General features: G+C 66.7%; 27 protein-coding genes. 7 read left to right on the top strand and 20 right to left on the bottom strand.

The window, feature by feature from the left end; all coding sequences use genetic code 11:
• Position 1: 1 nt before the first annotated feature.
• The gene (htpX, locus tag AC1REK_RS26580) at positions 2–922 is read right to left on the bottom strand and encodes a zinc metalloprotease HtpX (RefSeq protein ID WP_492270074.1); all 921 of its coding nucleotides are present in this window, start codon (positions 920–922) and stop codon (positions 2–4) included.
• A 110-nt stretch (positions 923–1032) separates the two neighbouring features.
• Here htpX and AC1REK_RS26575 point away from each other — a divergent pair, with 110 nt between their 5' ends.
• On the top strand, positions 1033–1254 hold the full coding sequence (locus tag AC1REK_RS26575; protein WP_327523218.1) for a DUF1674 domain-containing protein: 222 nt from the start codon (positions 1033–1035) through the stop codon (positions 1252–1254).
• Between the two features lie 27 nt (positions 1255–1281).
• Here the strand turns inward: AC1REK_RS26575 and AC1REK_RS26570 are convergent, their stop codons facing one another.
• Positions 1282–2799, bottom strand: a complete 1518-nt coding sequence (locus tag AC1REK_RS26570) for a methyl-accepting chemotaxis protein (RefSeq protein ID WP_492270073.1) — start codon at positions 2797–2799, stop codon at positions 1282–1284.
• Between the two features lie 217 nt (positions 2800–3016).
• On the opposite strand from AC1REK_RS26570, the gene AC1REK_RS26565 reads away from it, so the two are divergent.
• Positions 3017–4318 (top strand): class I SAM-dependent methyltransferase, encoded by a 1302-nt coding sequence (locus AC1REK_RS26565; protein WP_492270072.1) that lies wholly within the window; start codon positions 3017–3019, stop codon positions 4316–4318.
• A 10-nt stretch (positions 4319–4328) separates the two neighbouring features.
• Here AC1REK_RS26565 and AC1REK_RS26560 read toward each other — a convergent pair whose 3' ends face one another.
• From AC1REK_RS26560 to AC1REK_RS26530, 7 genes are all read right to left on the bottom strand, one after another.
• Positions 4329–4559, bottom strand: coding sequence for a hypothetical protein (locus AC1REK_RS26560; RefSeq protein WP_492270071.1), 231 nt, complete (start codon positions 4557–4559; stop codon positions 4329–4331).
• Positions 4560–4570: 11 nt separating this feature from the next.
• The gene (locus tag AC1REK_RS26555) at positions 4571–4702 is read right to left on the bottom strand and encodes a hypothetical protein (RefSeq protein ID WP_492270070.1); all 132 of its coding nucleotides are present in this window, start codon (positions 4700–4702) and stop codon (positions 4571–4573) included.
• Positions 4703–4859: 157 nt separating this feature from the next.
• Complete coding sequence (locus AC1REK_RS26550; protein ID WP_316020572.1) at positions 4860–5177, bottom strand: DUF2853 family protein; 318 nt, start codon at positions 5175–5177, stop codon at positions 4860–4862.
• A 155-nt stretch (positions 5178–5332) separates the two neighbouring features.
• A complete protein-coding gene (locus AC1REK_RS26545) occupies positions 5333–5863 on the bottom strand; it encodes a L,D-transpeptidase (RefSeq protein ID WP_316020571.1) in 531 nt (176 codons plus the stop codon).
• Positions 5864–6241: 378 nt separating this feature from the next.
• A complete protein-coding gene (locus AC1REK_RS26540) occupies positions 6242–6688 on the bottom strand; it encodes an NfeD family protein (protein WP_492270069.1) in 447 nt (148 codons plus the stop codon).
• A 1-nt stretch (position 6689) separates the two neighbouring features.
• Positions 6690–7670 (bottom strand): SPFH domain-containing protein, encoded by a 981-nt coding sequence (locus tag AC1REK_RS26535; protein WP_316020569.1) that lies wholly within the window; start codon positions 7668–7670, stop codon positions 6690–6692.
• A 74-nt stretch (positions 7671–7744) separates the two neighbouring features.
• A complete protein-coding gene (locus AC1REK_RS26530; protein WP_492270068.1) occupies positions 7745–8242 on the bottom strand; it encodes a MarR family winged helix-turn-helix transcriptional regulator in 498 nt (165 codons plus the stop codon).
• A gap of 296 nt (positions 8243–8538) precedes the next feature.
• Here AC1REK_RS26530 and AC1REK_RS26525 point away from each other — a divergent pair, with 296 nt between their 5' ends.
• Positions 8539–9195 carry an alpha/beta fold hydrolase gene (locus tag AC1REK_RS26525; RefSeq protein WP_492270067.1) on the top strand — a complete coding sequence of 219 codons (657 nt, stop codon included), beginning with the start codon at positions 8539–8541 and terminating at the stop codon, positions 9193–9195.
• A gap of 148 nt (positions 9196–9343) precedes the next feature.
• Here AC1REK_RS26525 and hemH read toward each other — a convergent pair whose 3' ends face one another.
• On the bottom strand, positions 9344–10423 hold the full coding sequence (hemH, locus tag AC1REK_RS26520) for a ferrochelatase (RefSeq protein ID WP_492270066.1): 1080 nt from the start codon (positions 10421–10423) through the stop codon (positions 9344–9346).
• Positions 10424–10601: 178 nt separating this feature from the next.
• Here hemH and AC1REK_RS26515 point away from each other — a divergent pair, with 178 nt between their 5' ends.
• Together AC1REK_RS26515 and ung are read left to right on the top strand one after the other, a co-directional pair.
• Positions 10602–12122 (top strand): bifunctional metallophosphatase/5'-nucleotidase, encoded by a 1521-nt coding sequence (locus tag AC1REK_RS26515; protein ID WP_492270065.1) that lies wholly within the window; start codon positions 10602–10604, stop codon positions 12120–12122.
• A 163-nt stretch (positions 12123–12285) separates the two neighbouring features.
• On the top strand, positions 12286–12984 hold the full coding sequence (gene ung / locus AC1REK_RS26510) for a uracil-DNA glycosylase (protein WP_492270064.1): 699 nt from the start codon (positions 12286–12288) through the stop codon (positions 12982–12984).
• A gap of 181 nt (positions 12985–13165) precedes the next feature.
• Here the strand turns inward: ung and AC1REK_RS26505 are convergent, their stop codons facing one another.
• From AC1REK_RS26505 to AC1REK_RS26470, 8 genes are all read right to left on the bottom strand, one after another.
• Positions 13166–14398, bottom strand: a complete 1233-nt coding sequence (locus tag AC1REK_RS26505) for a phenylacetate--CoA ligase family protein (protein WP_492270063.1) — start codon at positions 14396–14398, stop codon at positions 13166–13168.
• A 28-nt stretch (positions 14399–14426) separates the two neighbouring features.
• A complete protein-coding gene (locus tag AC1REK_RS26500; protein ID WP_316020562.1) occupies positions 14427–15107 on the bottom strand; it encodes a zinc metallopeptidase in 681 nt (226 codons plus the stop codon).
• Positions 15108–15154: 47 nt separating this feature from the next.
• Positions 15155–16000: an ABC transporter ATP-binding protein gene (locus AC1REK_RS26495; RefSeq protein WP_492270062.1), complete on the bottom strand. Its 846-nt coding sequence runs from the start codon at positions 15998–16000 to the stop codon at positions 15155–15157.
• A 157-nt stretch (positions 16001–16157) separates the two neighbouring features.
• Complete coding sequence (locus AC1REK_RS26490; RefSeq protein WP_316020560.1) at positions 16158–17489, bottom strand: ABC transporter substrate-binding protein; 1332 nt, start codon at positions 17487–17489, stop codon at positions 16158–16160.
• Between the two features lie 106 nt (positions 17490–17595).
• Entirely contained in the window at positions 17596–18675 is a 1080-nt protein-coding gene (locus AC1REK_RS26485) for a branched-chain amino acid ABC transporter permease (protein ID WP_492270061.1), read from the bottom strand.
• 11 nt (positions 18676–18686) lie between these two features.
• Positions 18687–19601, bottom strand: a complete 915-nt coding sequence (locus AC1REK_RS26480) for a branched-chain amino acid ABC transporter permease (RefSeq protein WP_316020585.1) — start codon at positions 19599–19601, stop codon at positions 18687–18689.
• A gap of 202 nt (positions 19602–19803) precedes the next feature.
• Positions 19804–20619, bottom strand: a complete 816-nt coding sequence (locus AC1REK_RS26475) for an ABC transporter ATP-binding protein (RefSeq protein WP_327523177.1) — start codon at positions 20617–20619, stop codon at positions 19804–19806.
• Complete coding sequence (locus AC1REK_RS26470; RefSeq protein ID WP_492270060.1) at positions 20616–22601, bottom strand: AMP-dependent synthetase/ligase; 1986 nt, start codon at positions 22599–22601, stop codon at positions 20616–20618. Before AC1REK_RS26470 ends, AC1REK_RS26475 begins: the two co-directional genes overlap by 4 nt.
• Before the next feature lie 409 nt (positions 22602–23010).
• Between AC1REK_RS26470 and AC1REK_RS26465 the strand changes: the two genes are divergently transcribed.
• A complete protein-coding gene (locus AC1REK_RS26465; protein ID WP_327523178.1) occupies positions 23011–23352 on the top strand; it encodes a hypothetical protein in 342 nt (113 codons plus the stop codon).
• Between the two features lie 45 nt (positions 23353–23397).
• Here AC1REK_RS26465 and AC1REK_RS26460 read toward each other — a convergent pair whose 3' ends face one another.
• Positions 23398–24072, bottom strand: a complete 675-nt coding sequence (locus AC1REK_RS26460) for a Crp/Fnr family transcriptional regulator (RefSeq protein ID WP_492270059.1) — start codon at positions 24070–24072, stop codon at positions 23398–23400.
• 140 nt (positions 24073–24212) lie between these two features.
• Here AC1REK_RS26460 and AC1REK_RS26455 point away from each other — a divergent pair, with 140 nt between their 5' ends.
• A complete protein-coding gene (locus AC1REK_RS26455) occupies positions 24213–25130 on the top strand; it encodes an alpha/beta fold hydrolase (protein ID WP_492270088.1) in 918 nt (305 codons plus the stop codon).
• On the opposite strand, the gene AC1REK_RS26450 is transcribed toward AC1REK_RS26455, so the two are convergent.
• A complete protein-coding gene (locus tag AC1REK_RS26450) occupies positions 25120–25713 on the bottom strand; it encodes a LysE family translocator (protein ID WP_492270058.1) in 594 nt (197 codons plus the stop codon). The two genes, AC1REK_RS26455 and AC1REK_RS26450, sit on opposite strands and share 11 nt — an antisense overlap.
• Between the last annotated feature and the right edge of the window lie 39 nt (positions 25714–25752).

Below are 25752 nucleotides of genomic sequence, written 5' to 3'. Positions count from 1 at the left end.
CTCAGCCCCAGGGCCCGGGTTCGCGGCCACCTGCGAAAGGATTTTGCGCGGCGCCGCGCAGGAAGCCGCCGGCCTGGCCAGGGACGCCCATGGCGCGCGCCTGCTCCATCAGCGCAGCGATGCGATTGCCGGTGTCGGGGTGGGTCGAAAACAGAGAATCCATGCCGCGTCCGCTCAGCGGGTTGATGATGAACATGTGCGCCGTAGCAGGCTTCTGTTCCGCCGTCTCGTTCGGGATGTGGGCGACGCCGCCGGCGATCTTGGCGAGCGCATCGGCGAGCGCCGCTGGATTGCCGCAGATCTCGCCGCCGATCCGGTCGGCTTCGTATTCGCGCGAACGCGAGATCGCCATCTGGATGATCGTTGCCGCCAGCGGCGCAAGAAGCGTCACCAGAAGCTGGACGATGATGTTCGGACGCTGGTCGCGCGAGCCGAAGAACATGCCGAAACTGGCGATGGTCGAGATCGCGCCGGCCATGGTCGCGGTGATCGTCATGGTCAGCGTGTCGTGATTCTTGATGTGCGCCAGCTCGTGCGCCATCACGCCGGCGAGCTCGTCATAGCTGAGCGTGCGCAGGATGCCGGTGGTTGCGGCGACGGCGGCGTTCTGCGGATTGCGGCCGGTGGCGAAGGCGTTGGGCTGATCCTCGTGGACGATGTAGACGCGCGGCATCGGCATGTTCGCCCGCGCCGCGAGATCGCGCACCATGCCGTAGAGCTCCGGCGCTGCGCGTTCGTCGACCTCTTCGGCATTGTGGGCGGCGAGCGCCAGCTTGTCTGAATTCCAGTAGCTGAACAGATTGGTCGCGACCGCGATTCCGAGCGCGATCAGCATGCCGCCGGCGCCCGCCAGCAGATAGCCGACGGCCCCGAACAAGGCGGTCAGCGCTGCCATCAGCATGCCGGTACGGACATAGTTCATCGATCACCTCTCGCTTGCTCGAGCATTCGCGCCACGGCGCCCTCGCCTGGCGCCGAATTCATCCCTATGTGGTGAAGACGATGCGGATCCTGCAAGAGATCGAGGCCAGTATGGGCGCGAATGCGGAAAAGAGCGAGCCTTCCGGCGAGCCTGCGGCCAGGGAACTGACGCCGGCGGCGCAGCGCGCGCTCGCCGAGGCGCAGGCGCGGCGCGCCGCCCTCGACGCCAAGGCGGCGGCGCTCGGTCGCGACAAGGAGATTGCCGGCCGCGGCGGGCTCGAGCCGGTGCGCTATGACGATTGGGAAGTGAAGGGCATCGCCAGCGACTTCTGAGGTCGCGGCGAAGCCCTGCGGCCGCCTTCAGGCGGCGCGGCGGCTCGGGGCCTGCGCAGGCGCGGCGGCATCGCGGCTCGTCGTCCGGAAGGCGCTCATCAGCTGGTTCAGCCGTTCGATCTGATCGAGCAGGGTCCGGGCCGAAGCCGCGCTCTGCTCCGCCAGGGCGGCATTGCTCTGGGTCATCTCGTCCATATGGCTGACGGTACGGGCCATCTCGTCGATGCCGTTGGCCTGCTCGCCGGTGGCGGCGGCGATGTCGTTGACCGTGGCCGAGACCTGCGTCGAGGCATCGACGATCTTCTCCAGCGTCTCGCCGGCCTGTCGGACCAGGCGAACGCCTTCGACGACCTCGGCGTCCGAGGAGCCGATCAGGCTGGTGATGTCCTTGGCCGCGCCGGCCGAGCGCTGCGCCAGCGCCCTGACCTCGGCGGCGACCACGGCGAAGCCGCGGCCGGCATCGCCGGCGCGGGCGGCCTCGACGGCCGCGTTGAGGGCGAGCAGATTGGTCTGGAAGGCGATGCCGTCGATGACGCCGGTGATCTCGGAGATCTTCTTCGAGGCTTCCTCAATGCGGACCATCGCCTGGATCGCATCCTTGACGATCTCGCCGCCGGTACGGGCGACGGCCGAGGCATTGTCGGCGAGGACGAGCGAATCGCGCGAGGACTGGGCCGAGCTCTTGACCGAGGCGGTGAGCTGCTCGGTGGTTGCCGCGGTCTGCTGCAGCGCCGCAGCCTGCTGCTCGGTGCGCGAGGAGAGATCGTCGGCGCCCGAATTGATCTCCTGCGACGAGGCGGCGATCGCGGCCGAACTCGTCTTGATCGTGGCGACCATCTCGCCCAGCCGGGTCATGGCGTGGTCGAAGTGCTCGCCGATGCTGGCATACTCCTCCGGCATGTCGTCGGGCACGCGGTGGCTGAGATCACCTTGCGCGAGGGCTGCCATGGCGGCGCTGACATAGCTGATCGCCTTGTCGCGCTGGCGGGCCTTGATCTCCTCCTGGGCGCGGGCTTCGGCCTCGGCCTTCAGTCGGGCGGTCTCGGAAGCCTCGACATAGACGGTGATGGCGTAGTCCATGTCGAGCATGGCGGCCTTGACGATCGCGCCGATCTCGGCGCTGCGCTCGGCTGCGCCCGGCAGCTTGCCGCCGAAACGGCTCTTCGGCCAACGCTCCTCGAGGACCTTGCCGATGATCTGCTCCAGCAGCAGGGCGTAGCCGCCGATGTACCAGCGCGGCTCCAGCCCGATCCGGGCATGAACTTCGCCGATGGTGGTGACGGAGCGGACATAATCCTGGTCCGGCTGGCCGTTGGCGATGACCTGCCAGTGGTCGAGCTGCCGGCTCTTGGCCTTGTCCATATGGCCGGGCGACTTGAAGAAGGCGTTGGTCTCCGGGAAGCGGGCGACCTGACCGTAGAAGGCGTCCAGCGCCTCGGGCAGCGCCGCACGGACGACATCCTGGACATTGGCCATGTGCGCACGCGTCTCGGCGTCGAACTTCAGGAAATCAAGACGACGGCTGAGATGGTCCGCTGACGACATCATGGGCTCCAGAATCAATCGGCGCAGAAGCGCCCGGATCGTTCTGGAACAGCGCCGGTTAATGATTGTGCAGATTCGGTGATGCCGTTGCGGTCATGCATGGCGACATTGCATAAGGTGCATGGCCCTGCGCTGCCGGCCGCAAGCGCAAACGCGGTTGCAATGAGAAGCGTCCTGCGGCCTAAAGGCCGTAAGGTAAACGGGGCGGGTTATCGGCATGGGCGGCGACGTACAACGCATCGAGGCACTCCGGCGACTTCTGACCGAGGCCCATGCGAAACTCGGGCTGAAGCTGGGCTTTTCCCTGTGGGATGGCTCGCGGGTTCCCGCCGACTGGCCCCAGGACGGTCTGGCGATCGCAATCCGCGATGGCGGCGCCGTATCGGCGCTGCTGCGCAAGCCGAAGCTCGACACGCTCCTCAACCTCCACATCGCCGACCGGATCGCGATCGAGAACGGCTCGATCTTCGACCTCGCCGCGGCGCGGCCGGAGGGCAAGGTCGGCAGGCTGGCGCGGGGCATCCCGAAATCGGCGGTATTCGACGTGGTGCGCCGCTTCATCTTCGCGCCGGGCTCGGCCCCGGCGGCTGTCGCGCATCGCAAGGGCGACGAGATCGCGCGCGATGGCGATCCGGCGACCAACAAGGCCAATGTCGCCTATCACTACGACGTCTCGAACGAATTCTACCGGCTCTTCCTCGACGAGGAGATGGTCTACACCTGCGCCTACTTCACCGAGGAGCACGGCGATATCGGCCGGGCCCAGCGCGACAAGCTCGACATGATCTGCCGGAAGCTGCGCCTCAAGCCGGGCGACAAGCTGCTCGATATCGGCTGCGGCTGGGGCGCGCTGATCTGCCATGCCGCCCAGCATTACGGTGTCGAGGCGCATGGCGTGACGCTTGCCGAGGAGCAGCTGAAGTTCGCGCGCGAGAAGGTCGAACGGCTCGGGCTGCAGGACAGAGTCACGCTGCATCTCAAGGACTTCACCCAGATGGAGGGCGTCTTCGACAAGATCTCCTCGATCGGCATGTTCGAGCAGGTCGGCATCCGCAATCACCAGACCTATTTCCAGGCGGTGAACCGGCTGCTGCGGCCGCGCGGGCTTTATCTGCACCACACGATCTCGCGCCGTGCGAAGAAGACCGAGAAGGCCTTCAACAAGATGCCGCCCGAGTATCGCGCCCTGGTGCGCTACATCTTCCCCGGCGGCGAGCTCGATCATCTGGGCATGTCGATCGCCAATCTCGAGCGCTACGGCTTCGAGGTGCACGATGTCGAGGGCTGGCGCGAGCATTACCAGCGCACGACCAGGCTATGGTGGGAGCGGCTGAATGCGCGCAAGGCGGAGGCGGAGGCCGAGATCGGGCCGGAGCGCACGCGGATGTGGCTGCTCTATCTCGCCGGCTGCTCGCTCGCCTTCGAGCGCGGCGGGGCGCTGATCAACCAGACGCTGGTTTCGAAGCGCCGCAAGGGGGCGTCCGGCCTGCCGCTGACGCGCGAGGATCTCTATCGCTGAGCGGGCGGCGTCAACAGAGGCGCGGTGGCAGGAGTTCGAGCGGGCGGGTCGCCAGCGTCACCCCGCCGGGCTCGCGGCCCGTGGTGAAGCGGGCATAGTGCAGGGCGGCATCGAGGCTGGCGAAGTAGCCGCCGCCGCGTCCGTGCGTCTCGACGGCGATCCAGAAGCCCTCGCGATCACGGCCGACCTCGAAATGCGGGCCGCTGGGCCGGGAGGCGACGGAGATTTGCGGGGCCGGCATGACGGCACCTCTCAGAAGAAGCCGATGGTGACGGCGAACGCGAGTCCGGCGCCGAAGACGATGACGGCGACGAGCGCGGCTTCGAGACCGGCGAGAAGGGCCGGGGTGTTGCTGGTGATGGCGGAGCGGGAAAGCGAGAACATGGCGAAGTCCCCCGACGCGGCGGTGCGTCCATGATGCCGGCTTGGCCGGATCAGCCGCGGTTTCGCCGGCGGGGATAGAAAACGGCTGGCGGCGGGCAACAAAAAAGGCGCCTCCCTTTCGGGAAGCGCCTTGCGGCCAAAGCCGTCGGATTGATCTCTACTTCTTCACGAAGGCATCGAGCTTTCCATAATGCTCGGCCAGCAGATAGTAGAAGGTCAGGCGCGATTTGGTCTTGTCGGCCTTCATGTGCTCGCAGATCGCCTTGATCGAGGCGTCGAGATCGCCGCCGTTCAGGCCGAGCTTCTTCTTCAGGAAGTTCTCGCGGACGCGCTCCAGCTCGGCTGGGTCGGAACAGGCGACGTAGCGCGTATCGGGCTTGCTCATGACCAGTGCGTAGGACTTGGACATGCCGGCGAAAGCCGCTTCATTGACGGCCTTTTTGGCGAACTTCTTGACGTCTGCGAGATGATCCATCGGTAGCCCCTCTGAGACTCTGCGGTTCGAAGTTGAGCAAGACTGGCGTCGCGCGCGGCGAACGATATCCGGCTTTCTTCCCGCAGGCGAGAGGGCAAGCGAATGCAATGCGACTTTACGGCAGGGACGCGATTCCCGCCGTAAAGCCGGCTGTCTCAGGGCATGACCACGACCGGAGCGCCCATCCGGACCCGGGCGTAGAGATCGATCACATCCCGGTTGTGCATGCGGAAGCAGCCATAGGATGCCGCCGTGCCGACCGAGCGCGGATTATTGGTGCCATGGATGGCGTATTCGCCGCCGGGCCCGAGGCCGATGACGCGGGCGCCCATCGGATTGTTGGGAGCGCCGCTCGGGATGATGTCGGGAATGGAGGGATTATCGCGCTTGACCGAGGCCGGCGGACTCCATGACGGTTCGACCGCAAGCTCCTCGATGTATTTGACGCCACGCCATTGCTTGCCGGCCTTGCCGACGGCGATGGTGTAGCGCAGCGCCTGGCCGGGGGCGGCGATGAAATAGAGCTTCCGCTCGGCGGTGCGGATGACGATCGTGCCCGGCTGGTAGCGAAGATCGGGAAACTCGACGACTTCGCGGGCCTGTACCGGGCGCAGCGCGAGCAGCATCAGCAGCAGCGCGAACCCTGCCGCGAGAATGAGATCGATCGGCCCGTGTCGGCGGGTCATGTCTTTCGCCTCCTACGCGGCCAGTGCCGCCTCGCGGGCGATTTGAAGAAGGCGCCGGTGAATCACCGGTTCAGCGAGATGGTGAACGGTCGATTCAGGATGAATCGCGCCTGAATCGGGCTCGGATCAGGCGAAGGCGGCGCCGGCGGCCAGGGCTGCGATCAGCAGCGACAGAGCGGCGGCGAGCAAGAGGTCGATTGGCCCGTGCGGGATGCTCATGACGGATCCCTCCGACACGCCGCGCTACCTGTGGGCCCGCAGCGTAGGCCCCGTCATGACAGCACCGGCTGCGGTGGTCCATGGCCGGGACGTGCAAGCCTCAATGGCGGGTTAAGCCTCTGCGTCGCATTCGGCGCAAGCGGCCCGGAGCGCGACGATTCAAGCCTTCTCGACGATCAGCGTCGCGCCCTCGACCCGGACGACCCGCACCTCGGAGCCGGCGAGCAATTCCGGGCCGGTGACGCGCCAGGAGGAATCGCCGACGCGGATGCGGCCCTCGCCGCCGGTCATGGTCGCCTCGAGCCTGAAGACCCGGCCGATCAGTTGCCGACCGCGATCGTTCAGGCCGTGGGCGGCATCGGGCTCCTCGGCCTTGCGCCTTGTCGCGATGCGGCCGACCAGGACGCTGGCGACGGCAAAGGCGGCGAAGACGAGCCAGGCGCCCTGCCAGGCGATGCCGGTGAGGCCGACCACGGCGCCGGTGAGCAGCGCCGCGAGGCCGAGCCAGAGCAGGAAGACGCCTGGCGCGAGCGTCTCCCCGCCGATCAGGACGAGACCGAGCACGATCCAGGCCCAGCCGCCGAAGGAGGCGAACCAGTCGAGCATGTCAGGCTCCGGGGCTGCGGCCGGCGGCCGGAACCGAACCGGCGCGGCGGCTCTCGATCGCCTCCTCGCCGAAAACCGCCTTGGTCAGCTGGGCGATGCCGCCGACCGTGCCGGCGAGCGCGGCGGCTTCAACGGGAACGATCACCAGCTTGCTGTTGCTGGCGCTGGCCATCGCCTTGAGCGCGTCGGTGTAGCGCTCGGCGATCAGGAAATTGGCGGCCTGGATGTCGCCGCGGCTGATCGCCTCGCTGACCATGGCGGTGGCGTTCGCCTCGGCCTGGGCGAGACGCTCGCGCGCTTCGGCATCGCGCAATGCCGCCTCCTTGCGGCCCTCGGCGGCGAGGATCTGCGACTGCTTCTGGCCCTCGGCCTTGAGGATCTCGGCTTGGCGCAGACCCTCGGCCTCGAGCACGGCGGCGCGCTTCTCGCGCTCGGCCTTCATCTGGCGGTTCATCGCCCCGGCGATGTCGGCCGGCGGCAGGATGTCGCGGATCTCGATGCGGGTGACCTTGACGCCCCAGGGCGACGCGGCGGCGTCCATGACGCGCAACAGCCGCTCGTTGATCTCGTCGCGATGCGAGAGCAACTGGTCCAGGTCCATCGAGCCGACGACGGTGCGGATATTGGTCATGGTCAGGACCATCAGCGCATCGTCGAGGCTCGCGACCTCATAGCGGGCCTTGGCGGCGTCGAGCACCTGGAAGAAGGCGGCGGCATCGATGCGCACGCCGGCATTGTCCTTGGTGATCGCCTCCTGGCTGGGAATGTCGAGCACCTGCTCCATGACGTTCACCTTGTGGCCGACCCGGTCGATATAGGGCACGATCAGCCCGAGCCCGGCGCCGAGCGTGCGCGAATAACGGCCGAAGCGCTCGACGGTGTAGTTGTAGCCCTGCGGGACCGTGCGCACGCCGAGCGCGATCGTCAGGATGACCAGCGCTACCAGCGCGACGACGACGATGTCGAACCCGTACGGACCCATGAAATCAATCTCCAATCCAGTCTGCGGCCATCAAGCTGATGATTGCGAAGCTTTGATGCAAGCTCGCGCCGGGATCAGCCTTCCAGCGCCTTGACGACACGCCACATCGTCTCGCCGATGGCGTTGCATTCCTCGTCGCTGAGGACGCCCATCATCGCCTCGATCCTGGCGGTATGGATTGCCAGAGCCTTGCGGGTGAGCGCCTCGCCCTCCGGCGTCAGCCAGAGCCGGCGGACGCGCTTGTCAGCCTCGTCATTGCGGCGTTCGATCAGGCTGCGGCGCTCCAGCTCGGGCAGCAGCATGCTCATGGCACTGCGCCCGACGAGCAGCTTCTCGGCCAGCGCCTGCTGGGTCAGCCCCGGCGTGCGGAAGACATTGGCGAGCACGTCGTAATGGGCGAGCTGGATGCCGAGCGGCGCCAGCGCCTCCGAGAACACCTTCTTCCAGAGCTGGTGCATGCGCGCGACGGCGAGCCAGTTCTTGAAGCGCGGCAGATCCCAGGGCAGCCCGGTGCCGCCCGCGCGTCCGGGCTCACCTGCCGGTGCGGAAATCGCCTCTTGCTTTTTGTTCATGACTGAACATATTCGTTCAGGACTGAACAAACAGGGTTCCCGATCATGCCCAGCGCAGCCCTCAGCGTCATTCGTCCTCTCGTCCTCTCGTCCGCATCGGCAGCTTCATCGCCCCGCGTACCGCCGGGCGCGCCGCCTTCAAGCTCTTTTGCACGCCACCGCGCCTGCCGGGCCCGCAGAGCCGGACCGGCAAGGCGATCATTGCCGCCCGCGCCCGGCTCGCGCCGGCGATCAGGCAGGCGGTATCCTACCCGTGCGGGACGGTTAGCACCTATCTGTTCGAACCGGAGCCCCGCTTGCAAGATGGCGATGGCCCGGCGCCGACGGTGATCCTGCTGCATGGCTGGAACAGCGAGGCAGCGTTCATGACCGCCTTCGTCGCGCCCTTGCTGGCGCAGGGGTTCCGCGTCGTCGCCTTCGACATGCCGGCGCATGGCGCCTCGACCGGGGCGGAGCTCAACATCCCGCTCGGCGTCGCAGCGCTTGCCGCGGTCGCCCGGGTGTTCGCCCCCGTCCATGCGGTCGTGACGCATTCCTTCGGTGGGGCCATCGCGCTCGCAGCCCTCGCCGGCAGCGTGCCGGGCCAGCCATCGGTCGAGGCGCGCCGGCTCGCGCTGATCGCGGCGCCGTCCTCGATCGCGATGATCACGCGCAATTTCGGCGCGACGATCGGGCTCGGCCGGCGCGGCCAGGCAGCGCTGGAGAAGCGCATCCACAGCGTCGCCGGCAATCCGATCGAGGTCTTCGAGGGCCGCGAGCAGCTGGCTGCGATCAGCCTGCCGACGCTGGTGATCCATGACCGGCAGGACCGCGAACTCGATTTCCACCATGCCGAGGCGCTGGCGGCGGCGGGGCCGTTCGTCACGCTGCAGGAGACGGGCGGGCTTGGCCACCGCCGCATCCTGCAGGCGAAGCCGGTGGTCGAGAGCGTGACGCGCTTCGTGGTGGGGTAGTGGCAGCGGCATTCTCGGGCGAAGCCCGAGGGTCCGACCTCTGGCCGGCCCAAGGATAAAGTCCGCGCAGATCCGAGAAGCTCGGAAACGCGAGGGCGCCTTCTCGTCCTGAGATGCCCGGGTCAAGCCCGGGCATGACGGGCAAGCCTCACACCCAGCCCATCAGCTCGCGGCGAACCAGCGCCTCGATCACGTCGATGCCCTCGGCGGAATCGTTGAGGCAGGGCAGATAGGCGAATTTCTCGCCGCCATTGTGCAGGAAGATCTCGCGGTTCTCGCCGTCGAGTTCTTCGAGGGTCTCCAGGCAGTCGGCCGAGAAGCCGGGCGCGACGATGGCGAGAGACTTGGCGCCGCCCTGAGCCAGCGCCTTCACCGTCTCGTCGGTATAGGGCTGCAGCCATTCATCCGGCCCGAAGCGCGACTGGAAGGTCATGCGGAAGCGCTCTTCCGGCAGCCCGAGCGCGTCGCGCAGCAGACGCCAGGTCTTGGCGCACTGGCAGTAATAGGGGTCGCCCTTGAGCAGGTTCTCCTTCGGCATGCCGTGGAAAGAGCAGAGAATGATCTGCGGCTCGAAATCGAGCTTGGCGAGCGAGGCCCGCATCGAGGTCGCGAGCGCACCGATATAGGCGGGATCGTCATGATAGGCCGGCACGGTGCGGACCGCCGGCTGCCAGCGCATCTCCATCAGGGCCCGGAAGGCATGGTCGCAGGCGGTCGCCGTCGTCGGTGCGGCGTATTGCGGATAGAGCGGCACGAACAGGATGCGGTCGCAGCCCTCGTTCTGCAGATGCTGGATCCGGCTCTTCACATCGGGAAAGCCGTAGCGCATCGCCCAGTCGAAGACGATCCGGTCGCCGGCAAAGTCGTTCAGACGCTGCGCCAACTGCTCGGTCTGCGACCGGGTGATTGTCTTGAGCGGGCCCTCGTCGCGCTCCTTGTTCCAGATCGTCGCGTAGTCCTTGCCCTTCCGGCCGGGGCGGGTCGACAGGATGATCAGGTTGAGGACCGGCCACCATTTCCAGCGCGGCTCCTCGATCACCCGGCGATCGGAGAGGAACTCCTTGAGGTAGGCGCGCATCGGCCAGTAGCTGGTGCCTTCCGGCGTGCCGAGATTCATCAGCAGCACGCCGATCCGGCCGGAGCGGACGCGCGGATGGTCGGCCGGCATGGCGATGGCGGGCGCCGCGGGCAAGCCGGCTTCGGCGTTCGTGTCGATGCGCTTTTCCATGGCCTGTGATTTAGACGAGTTCCGGCTTTCGTCCAGTCGGCAGAGGCGTTTCGCCAGCGGGGTGCGACAATGCGGAAGCTGTTTTTGCGGTGAACGCGCCTTTGCCGCGTCCGGCATCTCGCCAACTCGGCGCGGCTCTTGCTAGTCTGGAAAAAATCAAATCCGGAGGGGTTGGCCTATGACCAAGATGACCCGTCGCCGCGCGCTCAGCGTGCTCGCCGCCCCAGCAGCCATGGCGGCGACCGCCCCGGTGGCGAAGGCGCAGGCACCCGCTCCGAGCTTCACGCTGCTGCTCGTCAACGACATCTACAAGATGAGCGACGACAAGGGCAAAGGCGGCTTCGCCCGCGCCTCCGGCATCGCCAAGGCGGAGCGGTCGCGCGGCGTGCCGGTGCTGTTCTGCCATGCCGGCGATTGCTATTCGCCCTCGCTGATGTCGGGCTTCGACCAAGGCGCCCATATCGTCGCGATGCAGAACAAGATGGGGCTCGACGTCTTCGTGCCCGGCAATCACGAGTTCGACTTCGGCAAGGACAACTATCTCAAGCTTGCCGCCGCCCAGAGCTATCCGACCTTCGCCGCGAATCTGCGCGACGCGGCCGGCAACCCGCTGCCGGGGCACAAGGATTCGCAGATCTTCGAGCTCGGCGGCTTCAAGGTCGGCGTCATCGGCGCGACCTATGACCCGACGCCGCAGCTCTCCAATCCCGGCGACCTGAAATTCTCCTCGACAATGGAGGCGCTGCGGCGCGAGGCGCGGGCGCTGAAGGCGCAGGGCGCCGACATCCTGGTCGGCGTCGTCCATGCCGACCGCGCCACCGATCTTCAGATCGTGCGCTCGCGGGTCGTCGACATCCTGCTGACCGGCCACGACCACGATCTCGCCATCGCCTATGACGGCAAGGTGGTGATGGTCGAGTCGAACGAGGAGGGCAATTACGTCACCGCCATCGACATCGCGGCCAAGGCGAGCGGCGAGGGTGCCAATCGCCGCGTCGAGTGGACGCCGACCTTCCGTGTCAACGACAGCCGCGCCGCGACGCCGGATCCCGAGGTCGCCGCCATCGTGAAGGGTTACGAGGCCGAGCTCTCCAAGGAGCTCGACATCGAGATCGCGACGCTGGCTGCGCCGCTCGATTCCCGCACCGGCATGATCCGCACCCAGGAGACCGCGATCGGCAACCTGATCGCCGATGCGATCAGGAGCGCGACCGGCGCGCAGCTCGCCATCACCAATGCCGGCGGCATCCGCGCCAACAAGCAGTACCCGGCCGGCCACAAGCTGACGCGGCGCGACGTGCTGAGCGAGCTGCCCTTCGGCAATGCGACGGTGATGGTCGAGATCACCGGCAAGGATGTCAGGGACGCGATCGAGAACGGGCTGCGCGACGCGCCGCAGGGCGCCGGCCGCTTCCCGGTGATCTCGGGCATGAAGTTCGAGGCCGATCTGAAGCAGCCGCAGGGCTCGCGCGTCACCGCCGTCACCGTCGACGACAAGCCGATCGACCCGGCCGGAAAGTACACGGTCGCGTCGAACAACTTCATGCTCGATGGCGGCGACGGCTATACCGCGCTCGGCCGAGGCAAGACGCTGATCGGCCTCACCGACGGCAAGCTGATGGCCAATGAAGTGATGGTCTATGTCCGCCGGCTCGGCACCGTCGACGCCAAGATCGAAGGGCGGGCGGTCCTGAAATAGGTAAGCCTTGGCCTGATCGCAGCTATACCAGCCATCCCGGGCGATCGAAGGGAGACCCGGGATTCAGGCCTGACCCTGGCCGATTGAGGTTCAGGCCTGGATCCCGGCTCTTCGCTGCGCTACGGCCGGGATGACCAAGTCTTCTCCCGCAGCAGAATTGACGATGCCGACCTTCTGCACGGCGCTTGCCGCCTTTCTTGCCTCGCCGGCCTCCGCTTCCTGGCGCGATCTTCCGGTCTTCAGCGATGAGACGGTGGCACGTGCCTGCGCTGCGGTCGATGCCGAGCGCGCTGCGGGCCATGTCGTGGCGCCGGCGCCGGAGCGGTTCCTGGCAGCGCTGAGGCTGACGCCGCTCGACCGGATTCGTGTGGTCATCCTCGGCCAGGATCCCTATCCGACGCCAGGCCATGCCAACGGGCTCGCCTTCTCCTATGTCGGTCCCCCGCCGCTGCCGCGCTCGCTGGTCAACATCTACAAGGAACGGGCGGAGGACCTCAATCTCGCCGCGCCGCCTGGCGGCGATCTCTCCGACTGGGCGAAGCAGGGCGTGCTCCTGCTCAACACGGCGCTCACCGTGCGCGAGGGCGCCAGCAAGGCGGGCTCGCATCTGTCCCTCGGCTGGGGCGCGGTGACGGATGCGGTGATCGCAGCCGTTTCCGACGCGCGGCCGCATGTCGTCTTCCTGCTCTGGGGCTCGCCGGCGCAGGCCAAGCGCGGCCTGATCGACGAGAGCCGCCATCTGGTCATCGCCAGCCCCCACCCCTCGCCGCTCTCGGCGCGACGCGGCTTCTTCGGCTCGAAGCCGTTCAGCCGGGCGAATGACTGGCTGGAGGCGAAGGGGGAGCCGAGCATCGACTGGTGAGGCGCGGGATCCCCCTCTCCTGGAAGGAGAGGGGTAGGGGTGAGGTGTTCGGAGTGGAAACGTTGGCCTGAACCCGACCACGCGGTCAGGCCTCACGGAACTGGTCAGACGGCCTACACCTCACCCTGCCCTCTCCTTACAGGAGAGGGTTCCCTGCGCTCTTTCCGGTGCGGTCGAGCGACTATCCCACCGGTCGCTCGTCGGCGATGACCTTGCCGTCATTGGGGAGGGCGCCGAGCGGCAGGACCTCGACGGTGCCCTTGAGCTTCGTCACCTGCTGCAGGGTCGAGGAGACCGCGTCGATGAAGCCCTTCGGCTCGGCATAGATCTCGGCCTTGAGGGTCATCGTGTCGACCTCGTCGGCGCGGCCGACGACGAGTCTCAGCTTGGCGATCTCGGCATGGCGGCGGGCGATCTCGGCGACCTGCTCGGGGCGGACGAACATGCCCTTGACCTTGGCGGTCTGGTCGGCCCGGCCCATCCAGCCTTTGATGCGGGCATTGGTCCGGCCGCTCGCGCTGGCGCCCGGCAGCACCGCGGTGAGATCCCCGACGGCCAGCCTGATCTGCGGATGATGCGGGTCGAGATTGGTGACGACGATCTCGCCGACCTCGCCTTCCGCGACCGGGTCTCCGGTGCCCGGCCGGACGATCTCGACGATCAGGTTCTCGTTCAGCACCATGCCGTCGCGGGCCGAAGTCTCATAGGCGATCAGGCCGAGATCGGCAGTGGCGTAAAGCTGGTAGGCGTCGATGCCTCGCGCCCGCACCCAGTCCTGCAGCGAGGGCGGGAAGGCGGCGCCCGAGACCACGGCGCGCTTGATGCAGGAGATGTCGACGCCGCGCGCATCGGCGGCCTCGATCAGGATCTTCAGGAAGTCCGGCGTGCCGGTATAGGCGCTCGGCTTATAAGCGCCGATCACTTCGAGCTGCTGCTCGGTGTTGCCGGGGCCGGCCGGGATGACGGCGCAGCCGATGGCCCGGGCGGCGGAATCCATGATGAAGCCGCCGGGCGTCAGATGGTAGCCGAAGGTGTTCAGCACGATGTCGCCCTTGCGGATCCCGGCGGCGAAGAGGCCGCGCGCGGTGCCCCAGGGGTCGCTGGCGGTGCCTTCCGGCTCGAAGATCGGCCCAGGCGAGGTGAAAAGCCGACCGAAGGAGCCGAGCGGCGCGGTGGTGAAGCCGCCGAAAGGCGGCGCCGCCTGCTGGAGCGCTGGCATGTCGGCCTTGCGCAGGACCGGCAGGCGCGCAAGGGCAGCGCGATCGCGGATCGCGGCCGGATCGATGCCGGCGAGATGGACGCCATAGCCCGGCGTCGCCAGTGCTGCCTCGAGCACGGCGGGCAGGCGGGCGAACAGAGCGGCCTCGCGGGCCGCTGGCGATAGCGTTTCGAGATCGTCGTAATGCTCGCTCATCGCTCGGTCCTCGGGGGAATGGCGTCGCTCATCGGATGAAGCGCAGGAGGCGCAGGAAGTTCAGCAGCCCGACCAGCGCGCCGGCGACATAGGTCAGCGCCGCCGCCCGCAGCACGCCGCGCGCCGCCGGCACGTCGCCGGGGTGGAGATAGCCGTCGGTGGTCAGGATCGGCAGCGCCTTGCCGAAGCTGGCGTCGAATTCGAGCGGCAGCGTCACCAGATGCACGACAAGGCCGATGCCGAGCAGCGCGATGGCGAAACCGAACTGCATCAGGGCGATCGAGGGCACGCGGGTCAGGATCGCAACCAGCGGGGCGGTGACCAGCACGACCATCGCGACCTTGTCGATCATGCCGAGCAGGCGCGCGAGCCCGGTGCGGGCGATGAACAGGGTGCTGCCCTGCGCATGCTGGATGGCATGGCCGACCTCATGCGCGGCGACCGCCACAGCGGTGATCGAGCGGCCGTCATGATTGCCCGGCGAGAGGCGGACCGCACGGGCGTCGGGGTCGTAATGGTCGCCCGCGGCCGTGGTCTCGACCGCGACCGCGCCGAGCTGGAACCGGTCGAGCAGATGGCGGGCGAGCTCGCCGCCTGTTCCCGGCAGGTCGGGCCGCGCCACGGCATGCCTTTCCATCTCGCGACGGACCCAGAACTGCGGTCCGAAGATCAAGGCGAGGAGCAGGAGGACGATGACGAGATAGAGCATCGCTCAGGCCCTGGACCCTTCATGCGGCGGATTCGCGGCCGTTGTGCTCAAGACAGCCAGCGCTTGCGGCGCTTGTAGCTCTTGACCTCGCGGAACGACTTCTTGGCCCCTTCGGCAACCCCGAGATAGAACTCCTTGACGTCCTCGTTCTCGCGCAGCATCTGCGCCTCGCCGTCCATGACGACGCGGCCGGTCTCCATGATGTAGCCATAGGTGGCGTAGCGCAGGGCCATGTTGGTGTTCTGCTCGGCGACGAGGAAGGACACGCCCTCCTCGGCATTGAGCCGGCGCACGATCTCGAAAATCTCCTCAACGATCTGCGGCGCCAGTCCCATGGACGGCTCGTCGAGCAGGATCATCTTCGGCTTCGACATCATGGCGCGGCCGACCGCGCACATCTGCTGCTCGCCGCCAGAGGTGTAGCCGGCCTGTGAGTTGCGGCGCTGCTTCAGGCGCGGGAAGAGCTCGTAGATCTTCTCGAGGTCGCGCTTGATCGCGGCATTGCCGTCGCGCCGGGTGAAGGCGCCGGTCAGGAGGTTCTCCTCGATCGAGAGATGGCCGAAGCAGTGCCGGCCTTCCATGACCTGGATGCAGCCGCGGCGCACCAGCTCGCTCGGCGACATCCGGTCCACCCGCTCGCCGTCGAAGACGATCGAACCCTTGGTGACCTCGCCGCGCTCGGCCTTGAGCAGATTCGAGATCGCCTTCAGCGTCGTGGTCTTGCCGGCGCCGTTGGCTCCGAGGATCGCGACGATGCCCTTGCGCGGCACCTGCAGCGAGACGCCCTTCAGCACCAGGATGACGTGATCGTAGATCACCTCGATGTTGTTCAGCGACAGGATGGTGTCCGTCGCGGTCGCTGCCGTGGGCTGTTCGAGGGTGGCGGTGGACATTGAACCTCCAATCCTTCTCCCCTCGGGGGAGAAGGTGGCCCGGCGTCAGCCGGGTCGGATGAGGGACGGACGGATGAGGTGGTGCAAGACTTCCCTCATCCGTCTGCTTCGCAGACACCTTCTCCCCCGGAGGGGAGAAGGATTGGCACTCGTCAGATCAGGACGACTTCTCGCAGGACTCGGTGCGCTTCGGCCAATTGCCGGCCTTCTCGACATAGTCCTTGGCGTTGGCCTCGATCAGCGGCCGGACCTCGTCCTTCATCGGCTCGATCCAGTCGCCCTTGCGGGTCCACTTGGCTCCGTCCCACTCGGCGACGAACATCTTGCTGTGGCCGGAATGGTCGGTGCAGGAGACCTGCGTCGGCGTGGTGAAGTCCTTCATGCCGAGCTCGGCGAGGCGAGCCTCGGTGATGTTCAGGGCTTCCAGGCCGCGGCGCATGTCCTCGGCGTTGACGACCTTCTTGCCGGTCAGCTTCTGGGCGTTGCGGATGCCTTCGACGACCAGCATCGAGTTGTAGACGCCGCGGTTGTAGAGGGCCTCGCCGACCTTGTCCTTGGCCGTCGTGCTCTTGCCCTTCTCGACCACGTGCTTGAGGATGTCCTGCATCACCGGGAAGTCGGTGCCGGCCGCGGCCCAGCTCAGCGAGCGATAGCCCTTGGCCTCGGCGCCGCCGGCGCGGGCGTCGTCATCGCCGCCGGCCCACCAGACGCCGACCAGCTTGTTGATCGGGAAGTTGTTCTTGATCGCTTCCTTGACCGCGGTCGGATTCATCGCGCCCCAGCCCTGGTTGTAGAGGAAGTCGGGCCGGTCACGCCGGATCGAGAGCCAGAGCGAGCCCTGGTTCTGCATGTCGGCAGCCGCGACCGGGTAGAGCTTGACTTCGAAGCCGTACTTCTTGGCGAGGTTCTCGAGCACCGGGATCGGCTCCTTGCCGAACGGTGCGTCGAGATGGATCAGGCCGAGCTTCTTGCCCTTGAGCTTGTCCATGCCGCCAAGCTCGTTGGCCATGTGCTTCACCATGACGGAGGCGCCGTCCCAATAGGTGAAGGGCGGGATGAAGACCCAGGGGAAGTTGGTGCCGTCCGCCGAGGCCGAGAGGCCGTAGGCCATCGACAGGATCGGGATCTTGTCGACATGGGCGCGCGGGATCGCGGCGAGCGTCGCGCCGGTCGACCAGGGCGAGTAGACGATGGTATTCTTCGACTTGGCCTGCTCGTAGCACTCGATCGACTTCTTGGTGTCGTAGCCGGTCTCGCACTCCTCGTAGACGATCTTGACACCGTTCACGCCGCCGTCGCGCTCGTTGATCATGGTGATGTAGTCGCGCATGCCGTCGCCGATCGGGATGCCGGAGCCGGAGAAGGGGCCGGTGCGGTAGGCGTTGTTGGCGAAGTAGACCGAGTCCTGCGCATTGGCGGGAGCGGCGAGGGCACCCGCCGCCAGAAGCGCGCCGAGCGCGACGCCCTTGATCATGCTGCTCTTCATCATTGCTTCCTCCGTGGGTTACGTCGGATGCGGCCGGGGCCGTTCCGCCTCTTGAATGCCCGCCGCTTGTGATTTGCCGCGGGTCGTCTTCTTGGACCTCTTCCCCGACTCAGTAGGGGAAAGGCCACGTCCGCAATTTCTGCTTCGCGATCTGCCAGAGCCGGGCGAGGCCGTGCGGCTCGACGATCAGGAAGAAGATGATCAGGCCGCCGACCAGCATGAAGGTGACATGCTCGGCGGCGGCGCCGGTGAGCGGCACGCCCAGCGCCGGCAGGCCGAATTTCATGATGGTCGGCAGGCTGGCGATGAAGGCCGCGCCGAAGAAGGAGCCGATCAGCGAGCCCAAGCCCCCGATGATGACCATGAACAGGATGTTGAAGGAGAGGCGGATGTTGAAGACGTCGGCGGCCTCGGCCGTCCCGTACCAGAAGAAGATCATCATCGCCCCGGCGACGCCGGCATAGAAGGAGGAGACGGCGAAGGCGAGCAGCTTGGCGTTGAGCAGCTTGATGCCCATCAGCTCGGCGGCGATGTCCATGTCGCGCACCGCCATCCATGAGCGGCCGATCTTGCCGTGGACGAGGTTCGAGGCGAACCAGGTGAGGACGACGACGAGGCCGAGGCAGACGAAGTAGCGGGTCTCCGGCGAGGCCGAGGCGCCAGTGATGGGCAGGCCGAAGAACAGGCGCTGCGGCACCTCGATGGCGCCCGAGGCGTTGTAGTTGAACAGCCAGGGCACGCGCACGAAGGCCCATTGCAGGAAGAACTGCGCGGCCAGCGTCGCCACCGCGAGGTAGAAGCCCTTGATCCGCAGCGAGGGCAGGCCGAAGAGCACGCCGATCGCCGCCGAGAACAGGCCGGAGACCAGCACGAGGACGATGACGTTCACGCCCGGGAAATAGGTCGTCAGCTTGTAGCAGGAATAGGCGCCGACCCCCATGAAGGCGGCGGTGCCGAGCGAGATCAGGCCAGTGTAGCCGGTGAGGATGTTGAGCCCGATCGCGGCGAGCGAGAACACCAAGAACGGGATCATCACCGAGGAGATGAAGAAGTCGTTGCCGATCATCGGGATGCCAACGAAGGCGATCAGCAGGATCACGGCGATGCCGATCCGGTCCTGCCGGATCGGGAACACGGCCATGTCGGCGGCGTAGGTCGATTTGAATTGGCCGGCTTCGCGGTAGAACACGTTTCAGCCCCTCAGATGCGTTCGATGATCTTGTCGCCGAACAGGCCCTGCGGCCGGAACAGCAGGAAGCCCAGGGCGATGAAATAGGCGAGCCAGCTCTCGATGCCGCCGCCGATCAGCGGGCCCCAGTAGAACTCGCCGAGCTTCTCGCCGATGCCGATGATCAGCCCGCCGACGATGGCGCCGGGGATCGAGGTGAAGCCGCCGAGGATCAGCACCGGAAGGGCCTTCAGCGCGACGATCTCGAGCGCGAAGGAGACGTCCGAGCGCGCGCCCCACATGATGCCGGTGATCAGCGCGACGATGCCGGCGGTGAACCAGACGATCACCCAGATCTGGTTGAGCGAGATGCCGACCGAGAGCGCCGCCTTGTGGCTATCCGCCACGGCCCGGAGCGCCCGGCCGATGCGGGTGTACTGGAAGAAGACGGCGAGCGCCGCGATCATCAGCGAGGCGATGATCGCGGCGGCGATGTCGATCTTCTGGAAGGAGACGATGCCGCCGAGGATCTTGGCGTCGATCGCGCCTTTCGGCAGATAGAGCTCGCTGGTGATCATCTGCTTGGGGTTGCCGCCGAAGACGGATTCGCCGAAGCCGATCAGGAAATAGGTGATCCCGAAGGTCGCCATGAAGAGGATGATGTCGGGCTGGTTGACCAGCGGGCGCAGCACCACGCGCTCGATGGTGACGGCGAGCACGAACATCACGCCGAGCGTCAGGAAGACCGCGAGGAAGGCCGGGACGCCCTTCTCGTGCAGGCCGACCAGGGTCAGCGCCGCGAACACGACCATGATGCCCTGGGCGAAGTTGAAGACGCCGGAAGCCTTGAAGATCAGGACGAAGCCGAGCGCGATCAGCGCATAGAGCACGCCGGAAACCAGGCCTTCCCAGATCGTCTGGGCGAGCAAATCGGGCGCCTGGACCATCTGCTGGAACGGGTCGACGAAGATCTTGTGAATGGTGCCCGATGAGTCGAGCTGGGCGCCGATCAGTGCCGCGGCGATCACGCCGGCGACGATCAGGCCGGTCTTGATCCAGCCATTGGCAAGGAGACTGGGCGCGGGCTGCGCGGCGACGTCGCTCATGCGCTCTTCCCCTTTGCGCGCGGGTTCTTCAATGCGGCGGTCATCAGTGCGCTACTCCGAGATAGGCATCGATGACCTTCTGGTTCGCCTTGACCTCGTCGGGCGTGCCGTCGGCGATCTTGCGGCCGTATTCGAGCACGACGACACGGTCGGAGAGGTCCATGACGACCCCCATATCGTGCTCGATCAGAGCGATGGTGGTGCCGAACTGGTTGTTCACGTCGAGGATGAAGCGGCACATGTCCTCCTTCTCCTCGAGGTTCATGCCGGCCATCGGCTCGTCGAGCAGGAGCAGCTCCGGCTCCATGGCGAGCGCCCGGCCGAGCTCGACGCGCTTCTGCAGCCCGTAGGGCAGCTTGCCGACCGGCAGCTTGCGGATGTGCTCGATCTGCAGGAAGTCGATGATGTCCTCGACGACCTTGCGGTGCTCGATCTCCTCGCTCATCGCCGGGCCGTGGCGCAGCGCCTGCCAGAAGAAGCCCTTGCGCATCTTCAGCGTGCGCCCGGTCATGATGTTGTCGAGGGTCGACATGCCCTTGAACAAGGCGACGTTCTGGAAGGTGCGGGCGATGCCGGCGGCGGCGGCCTGATGCGGGCGGACCTTGCTGCGCCGGACACCCTTATAGGTGATCCGGCCTTCCTGCGGATGGTAGAAGCCGTTGATGCAGTTCAGCATCGAGGTCTTGCCGGCGCCGTTGGGGCCGATGATGGCGCGGACCTCGCCTTTGCGGATGTCGAAAGAGACGTCGGTGATCGCCTTCACGCCGCCGAAACGCAGCGAGACGTTCTCGACCGAGAGCAGGACATCGCCCTTGCCGGTGACCGGCTCGCCGGTGACGTTCATCGGATGCGCGTTCATGCCGCCTCCTTCGCCGCGATGGCGCCGGCCGGGGCCGTGACCGGGTAGGTGTTGGCGTCGCGGACCTTGACCCTGGCCGAGATCATGCCCTTGCGGCCGTCCTCGAAGGTGACCTCGGTCGAGATGTCGGCCTCGGTGGAGCCATTGTACAGAGCCTCGACCAGTGGCGCGTAGCGCTCGGCGATGAAGCCGCGGCGGACCTTCTGGGTGCGGGTCAATTCGCCGTCGTCTGCGTCGAGTTCCTTGTGCAGGATCAGGAAGCGCTTGATCTGGGCGCCACCCATCATCGGCTCGGCGGCGAGCGAGCGGTTCACCTCGTCGACGTGCTTGGCCATCATGTCGTAGACCAGCGGGTGGCCGGCGAGCTCCTGGTAGGAGGCGTAGACGACATTGTTGCGCTCGGCCCAGTTGCCGACGGCGGTGAGGTCGATGTTCAGCGCCACGGTCGCGTAGTCGCGGCCCTGGCCGAAGGCGACGACCTCCTTGATGTTCGGATAGAATTTGAGCTTGTTCTCGATGTATTTCGGCGGAAACAGATCGCCCGAATTGAGCTTCCCGACATCCTTGGCGCGGTCGATGATCTTGAGATGGCCGCCCTCGTCGAAGAAGCCGGCGTCGCCGGAGCGGACATAGCCGTCGGCGGTCATCGTCTCGGCGGTCTTCTCCTCGTCCTTGTAGTAGCCGCGGAAGATCGAGGGCGAGCGGTAGAGCACCTCGCCATTGTCGTCGATCCGGATCTCGACCTGCGGGGCCGGCCGGCCGACCGTATCGGCCTTGATCTCGCCGTCCGGCTGCATGGTGATGTAGACGCCGGCCTCGGTCTGTCCGTAGAGCTGCTTCAGGTTGACGCCGATCGAGCGGTAGAAGCGGAAGAGCTCGGGGCCGATCGCCTCGCCTGCAGTGTAGCCGACCTTGATGTTGGTCAGGCCGAAGCGGTTGCGCAGCGGCGCGTAGATGACGATGTCGCCGAGCTTGTAGAGCAGGCGGCCGCCGAGCGGCACGGGCTCGCCGTTCAATATCTTCTCGCCGTACTTCTTCGCCACGCCGAGGAAGTAGTGGAACACCTTGCGCATCAGCGGGCCGGCATCCTCCATGCGCACCATGGTGATGGTCAGCATGGTCTCGAAGACGCGCGGCGGCGCGAAGGCGTAGGTGGTGCCGACCTCGCGGCGGTCGTCGACGACGGTCTCGGGGCCTTCCGGGCAGTTGACGCAGAAGCCGGCGATGATCGCCTGGGCATAGGAGAAGACATGGTCGCCGACCCAGGCGATCGGCAGATAGGCGATGATCTCGTCGCTCTCGTTCAGCCCGTCGAAGGCGCAGCCGATCTCGGCGGCGGTGATGACGTTGTAATGGCTGAGCATCACGCCCTTGGGCCGGCCGGTGGTGCCCGAGGTGTAGAGGATGATGGCGAGGTCGGAGCCCGTGCCCTGAGCCATCTCGGCGTCGAGCGCGGCGCTGGCGGCCGGATCCTTCAGGGCGGCACGGCCGGCCTCGATCACTTCGCTGATGTCGTGGAGCTTGGCGTGGTCGTAGTCGCGCAGGCCGCGCGGCTCGTCATAGAGCATGTGCCGCAGGTTGGGCAGGCGCTCGGCGACGGAGAGGATCTTGTCGACCTGCTCCTGGTCCTGGACGCAGGCGAAGACGGCGCCGGCATGGTCGAGCACATAGGCCATCTCGTCGGCGACGCTGTCGGCATAGACCGGCACCGGAATCGCGCCGAGCCATTGCGCCGCGGCCATCGACCAATAGAGGCGCGGCCGGTTGTAGCCGACGATGGCGACCTTCTCGCCGCGCTTGAGGCCGAGATCCTGCAAGCCCCTGGCATAGGCGCGGATCTGCTCGACGACCTCAGCCCAGTTCCAGGACTGCCAGATGCCGAGATCCTTGTGCCGGAACGCGACTCGCGCGGCACGCTCGCGGGCATTGCGCGTCAGCAGCTTCGGGAAGGTATCCGCCTCACCGGCGGCAGCGCTTGCCACGATCTTTGTCTCCACCCTGTCGCCCCGTCTGCCGCGGGTTTGTCCGGGCCATTCGGCCCCTTGTGCGATCATGCAAGCTTTGCAGGTGGCCCGACCCTGTGCAAGGAGGCACTTGACAGACAGGATGCATTTGGGGCGCTATTGTCCCGCCGAGGTTTGGCCGACAGGCCGCAGAATCGGTCCTTCTGCAACGATATCAAGGATTTGCGACCTCCTCCAATCGTGAAGGAGGCCGCTTCATCGTCAGCCGAAGCAGATCGGCACGCTCTCACTCAATCGCGAGAAGCGCGGCAGGTGCCGGCTCTCGCCGATCCTGACCGGCTGCATGCCGCCGTCGAGCAGCAGCACGCGGGCCAGATGCCTTCGATCCACCGCATTCAGGCGGGAGTTTGAGGGCGGGGACCGGCCAATGCGCGTTCTTGCCTCGATCACGATAGCGGTCATGCTCGCTGCCGGCGCGAGGGTCACCCGCGCCCATCAGGCTCCCAGTGGCTGGGAATACCCGTTCGCCTGCTGCTCGGGCGCCGATTGCGCTCGGATCGATCCCAGCGAGGTGAAGCTCGGCAAGGCCGGCTTCGTCGTGACGATCGCGCCGGGGCGGCACCCGATGTGGCCGAAGGAGCGCCGCGAGCTGCTGATCCTCCAGATTCCGCACGACAAGGCCCGGCTGTCGCCGGACGGACTCTGGCATCTGTGCATCAACGATGCCGGCGACCTGCTCTGCTTCTTCGCGCCGGGCGGGGATTCGTAGCGCCGGCGCCGCTCGGGTCGGACGTGTATCGCCTCTGGTGGCGCCTCATCCCTCGTAGCGAGCCAGCCGTTCCAGATCGAGGATCGTCACCTCGTTGTGACCGACCTCGACAAGGCCGAGATCGGCGAGCTTCGCGAGGCTCTGATTGGCCATCTGGCGGGAGATGCCGGCGAGCAGGCCGAGCTCTTCCTGCGAGATCGCCAGCGTCCGGTCCTGGCTGGGGTAGAGGATCGGGTTGAACAGCCAGGCGAGGTTGCGGGCGAGGCGCCCGGTCGCGCCCAACATGCGGTCGTATTCGGCGAGGCCGATAAACTGGGCGAGGCGCTCGTTGAACTGATGGACCAGGAAGCGGTTGAAGGCGGCCGAATGCTCGAACAGCCAGAAGAAGGTCTGGCGGCGCATCAGCGCGACCTTGGTCTCGCGCAGCGCGACGAGATCATAGCGCCGTGGCTCGTTCTTGATGATCGTGCCTTCGCCGAACCAGGCGCCGCCGCGCAGGCCGGCGAGCGTCGCTGATTTGCCGCTGCGCGAGGTCGTGCTCATCTTCAGCAGCCCGTCGGCGACCCCGGTCCAGGATTCCAGCCGGTCGCCGACATGGCAGACATAGGCGCCCTTGCCATAGGTCTTGAGCGTGGTGCCGCGCCGGGCCTCTTCGAACTCTTCCGGCGCCAGGTCGTTCGACCAGGTGGCGATGCGGCGCAGCTCGTCCTCGGAAATCAAAGCTCGCCGGCCTTTCGGTCATTTGCGCGGATACGCCACTATGCGGCCGGCTCCATCGCAAACTCAAGTCGAGCCGGCCATTCGGGAGAACCGACATGCGCGCCGTGCGTTTCCTCGGCAGTGAGGAAGGGAGCAGCGACATGCAGGACGCAGTGCGCGCTGGCAGTCGCCAATCGGCGGTCAGCCATGCCACCATCGAGATCGGCGGCGTCGAGATCTTCTATCGCGAGGCGGGGCCGCGCGACGCGCCGGTGCTGCTCCTGCCGCACGGCTATCCCTGTTCGTCCTATGAGTTCCGCAACCTGCTGCCGGCTCTCGCAGACCGCTGGCATCTCGTCGCGCCGGACTATCCAGGCTTCGGCTACAGCGCCACGCCGGACGGGTTCAGCTACGACTACGAAGGCTATTCGCGCCTGCTGGAAGACTTCGCCGACCGTCTCGGCCTGGAGCGCTTCGCGCTCTATCTGCACGATTACGGTACCTGGATCGGGTTGAAGCTCGCCAGGCGCGCGCCGGAGCGCATAACCGGGTTGATCATCCAGAACGGGGACATCTACGAGGATGCGCTCGGGCCGAAATACGAAGGCATGAAGGCGTATTGGCGAGAGCCGACGCCGGAGGGGCGCAGGAAGCTCGAGGCCGCCGTCAGCGAAGCGGGCTTTCGCGAGGAGTTCCTCAACGAGGTCCGCCCCGAGATCGCCAGCCGGATTCCGCCAGACCTCTGGAAACTCCACTGGCCGCTGATGGACACGCCGAAGCGGCGCGAGATCAGCGTCGGCTTGATGGAGGTCTGGAAGGAGAACTTCGACTGGTTCCCGCGCTACCAGGCCTATCTGCGCGAGCATCAGCCGCCCACGCTGATCGTCTGGGGGCCGCAGGACGGCTATATGCCGGAGGCGTCGGCGCGCGCCTATCTGCGCGATCTGCCGCATGCCGAGCTGCACCTGCTCGACGGCGGCCACTGGCTGCTGGAGACCAATCTCGACGAGGTCGTGGGGTTGCTCAGATTCTTCCTCGGCCGGCTGGAGCAGGGGGAGCGTCAGCGCCTCACCATCTGATCGCGGCAGCAAGCGACAGGAGCAGCAGCGCGGCGAAGATCAGGTTGACGATGCGGTTGCTTCGCGGATCGCGGAACAGCCCGGTGAGGCCCGAGCCGGCCAGCAGCCAGGCGATGTTGACGATGGCGATCACGAGAAGGAGCAGGCCGATCTTGAGGCCCACATCGAAGGCCGGCTGCCGCGGCAGCAGGGCGAAGCCCGAGAACAGCGCCGCCATCGCCGCATAGCCCTTCGGATTGACGAGCGAGAGCGCGAACCCGGCGGCGAAGGAGGGGGCGGCCGCATCGTCGCTCGCCTCGGCGAGCGGCGGCGCCGTCGCGATGCGGAAGGCGAGGTAGAGGAAGTAGAGCGCAGCCAGCGCGGTGACGAGCGGAGCGAGGCCGGGCAGGACCAGCACGGCGGTGACGACGCCACTGGCGGTCAGCCCCATCACTGCGAGCATGCCGAGGGTGATGCCGGCGCCATAGGCGAGACCGCGGCGGAGGCCGAAGGCGGCGCCGGTGGCGGTCAGGCTCAGCGTCGCCGGGCCGGGGCTGCCGGTGAGCGCGACGCCGGCGAGAAGAAACCCGGCCAGTCCGTCCATGATTTGTCTCCACCCATGCCATTCTGCGGCGGGGGCGAA

The organism is Allobosea sp. GW823-FHT02B03 (assembly GCF_058797755.1).
The sequence above is the reverse complement of the archived record's forward strand: the minus strand, read 5'-3'. Positions and strand labels throughout refer to the sequence as shown.

Excerpts from the sequence above, each read along its gene's own strand:
- htpX (WP_492270074.1), bottom strand. The coding sequence starts at position 922 with ATGAACTATGTCCGTACCGGCATGCTGATGGCAGCGCTGACCGCCTTG.
- AC1REK_RS26575 (WP_327523218.1), top strand. The coding sequence starts at position 1,033 with ATGGGCGCGAATGCGGAAAAGAGCGAGCCTTCCGGCGAGCCTGCGGCC.
- AC1REK_RS26570 (WP_492270073.1), bottom strand. The coding sequence starts at position 2,799 with ATGTCGTCAGCGGACCATCTCAGCCGTCGTCTTGATTTCCTGAAGTTC.
- AC1REK_RS26565 (WP_492270072.1), top strand. The coding sequence starts at position 3,017 with ATGGGCGGCGACGTACAACGCATCGAGGCACTCCGGCGACTTCTGACC.
- AC1REK_RS26560 (WP_492270071.1), bottom strand. The coding sequence starts at position 4,559 with ATGCCGGCCCCGCAAATCTCCGTCGCCTCCCGGCCCAGCGGCCCGCAT.
- AC1REK_RS26555 (WP_492270070.1), bottom strand. The coding sequence starts at position 4,702 with ATGTTCTCGCTTTCCCGCTCCGCCATCACCAGCAACACCCCGGCCCTT.
- AC1REK_RS26550 (WP_316020572.1), bottom strand. The coding sequence starts at position 5,177 with ATGGATCATCTCGCAGACGTCAAGAAGTTCGCCAAAAAGGCCGTCAAT.
- AC1REK_RS26545 (WP_316020571.1), bottom strand. The coding sequence starts at position 5,863 with ATGACCCGCCGACACGGGCCGATCGATCTCATTCTCGCGGCAGGGTTC.
- AC1REK_RS26540 (WP_492270069.1), bottom strand. The coding sequence starts at position 6,688 with ATGCTCGACTGGTTCGCCTCCTTCGGCGGCTGGGCCTGGATCGTGCTC.
- AC1REK_RS26535 (WP_316020569.1), bottom strand. The coding sequence starts at position 7,670 with ATGGGTCCGTACGGGTTCGACATCGTCGTCGTCGCGCTGGTAGCGCTG.
- AC1REK_RS26530 (WP_492270068.1), bottom strand. The coding sequence starts at position 8,242 with ATGAACAAAAAGCAAGAGGCGATTTCCGCACCGGCAGGTGAGCCCGGA.
- hemH (WP_492270066.1), bottom strand. The coding sequence starts at position 10,423 with ATGGAAAAGCGCATCGACACGAACGCCGAAGCCGGCTTGCCCGCGGCG.
- AC1REK_RS26515 (WP_492270065.1), top strand. The coding sequence starts at position 10,602 with ATGACCAAGATGACCCGTCGCCGCGCGCTCAGCGTGCTCGCCGCCCCA.
- ung (WP_492270064.1), top strand. The coding sequence starts at position 12,286 with ATGCCGACCTTCTGCACGGCGCTTGCCGCCTTTCTTGCCTCGCCGGCC.
- AC1REK_RS26505 (WP_492270063.1), bottom strand. The coding sequence starts at position 14,398 with ATGAGCGAGCATTACGACGATCTCGAAACGCTATCGCCAGCGGCCCGC.
- AC1REK_RS26500 (WP_316020562.1), bottom strand. The coding sequence starts at position 15,107 with ATGCTCTATCTCGTCATCGTCCTCCTGCTCCTCGCCTTGATCTTCGGA.
- AC1REK_RS26495 (WP_492270062.1), bottom strand. The coding sequence starts at position 16,000 with ATGTCCACCGCCACCCTCGAACAGCCCACGGCAGCGACCGCGACGGAC.
- AC1REK_RS26490 (WP_316020560.1), bottom strand. The coding sequence starts at position 17,489 with ATGATGAAGAGCAGCATGATCAAGGGCGTCGCGCTCGGCGCGCTTCTG.
- AC1REK_RS26480 (WP_316020585.1), bottom strand. The coding sequence starts at position 19,601 with ATGGTCCAGGCGCCCGATTTGCTCGCCCAGACGATCTGGGAAGGCCTG.
- AC1REK_RS26475 (WP_327523177.1), bottom strand. The coding sequence starts at position 20,619 with ATGAACGCGCATCCGATGAACGTCACCGGCGAGCCGGTCACCGGCAAG.
- AC1REK_RS26465 (WP_327523178.1), top strand. The coding sequence starts at position 23,011 with ATGCGCGTTCTTGCCTCGATCACGATAGCGGTCATGCTCGCTGCCGGC.
- AC1REK_RS26455 (WP_492270088.1), top strand. The coding sequence starts at position 24,213 with ATGCAGGACGCAGTGCGCGCTGGCAGTCGCCAATCGGCGGTCAGCCAT.
- AC1REK_RS26450 (WP_492270058.1), bottom strand. The coding sequence starts at position 25,713 with ATGGACGGACTGGCCGGGTTTCTTCTCGCCGGCGTCGCGCTCACCGGC.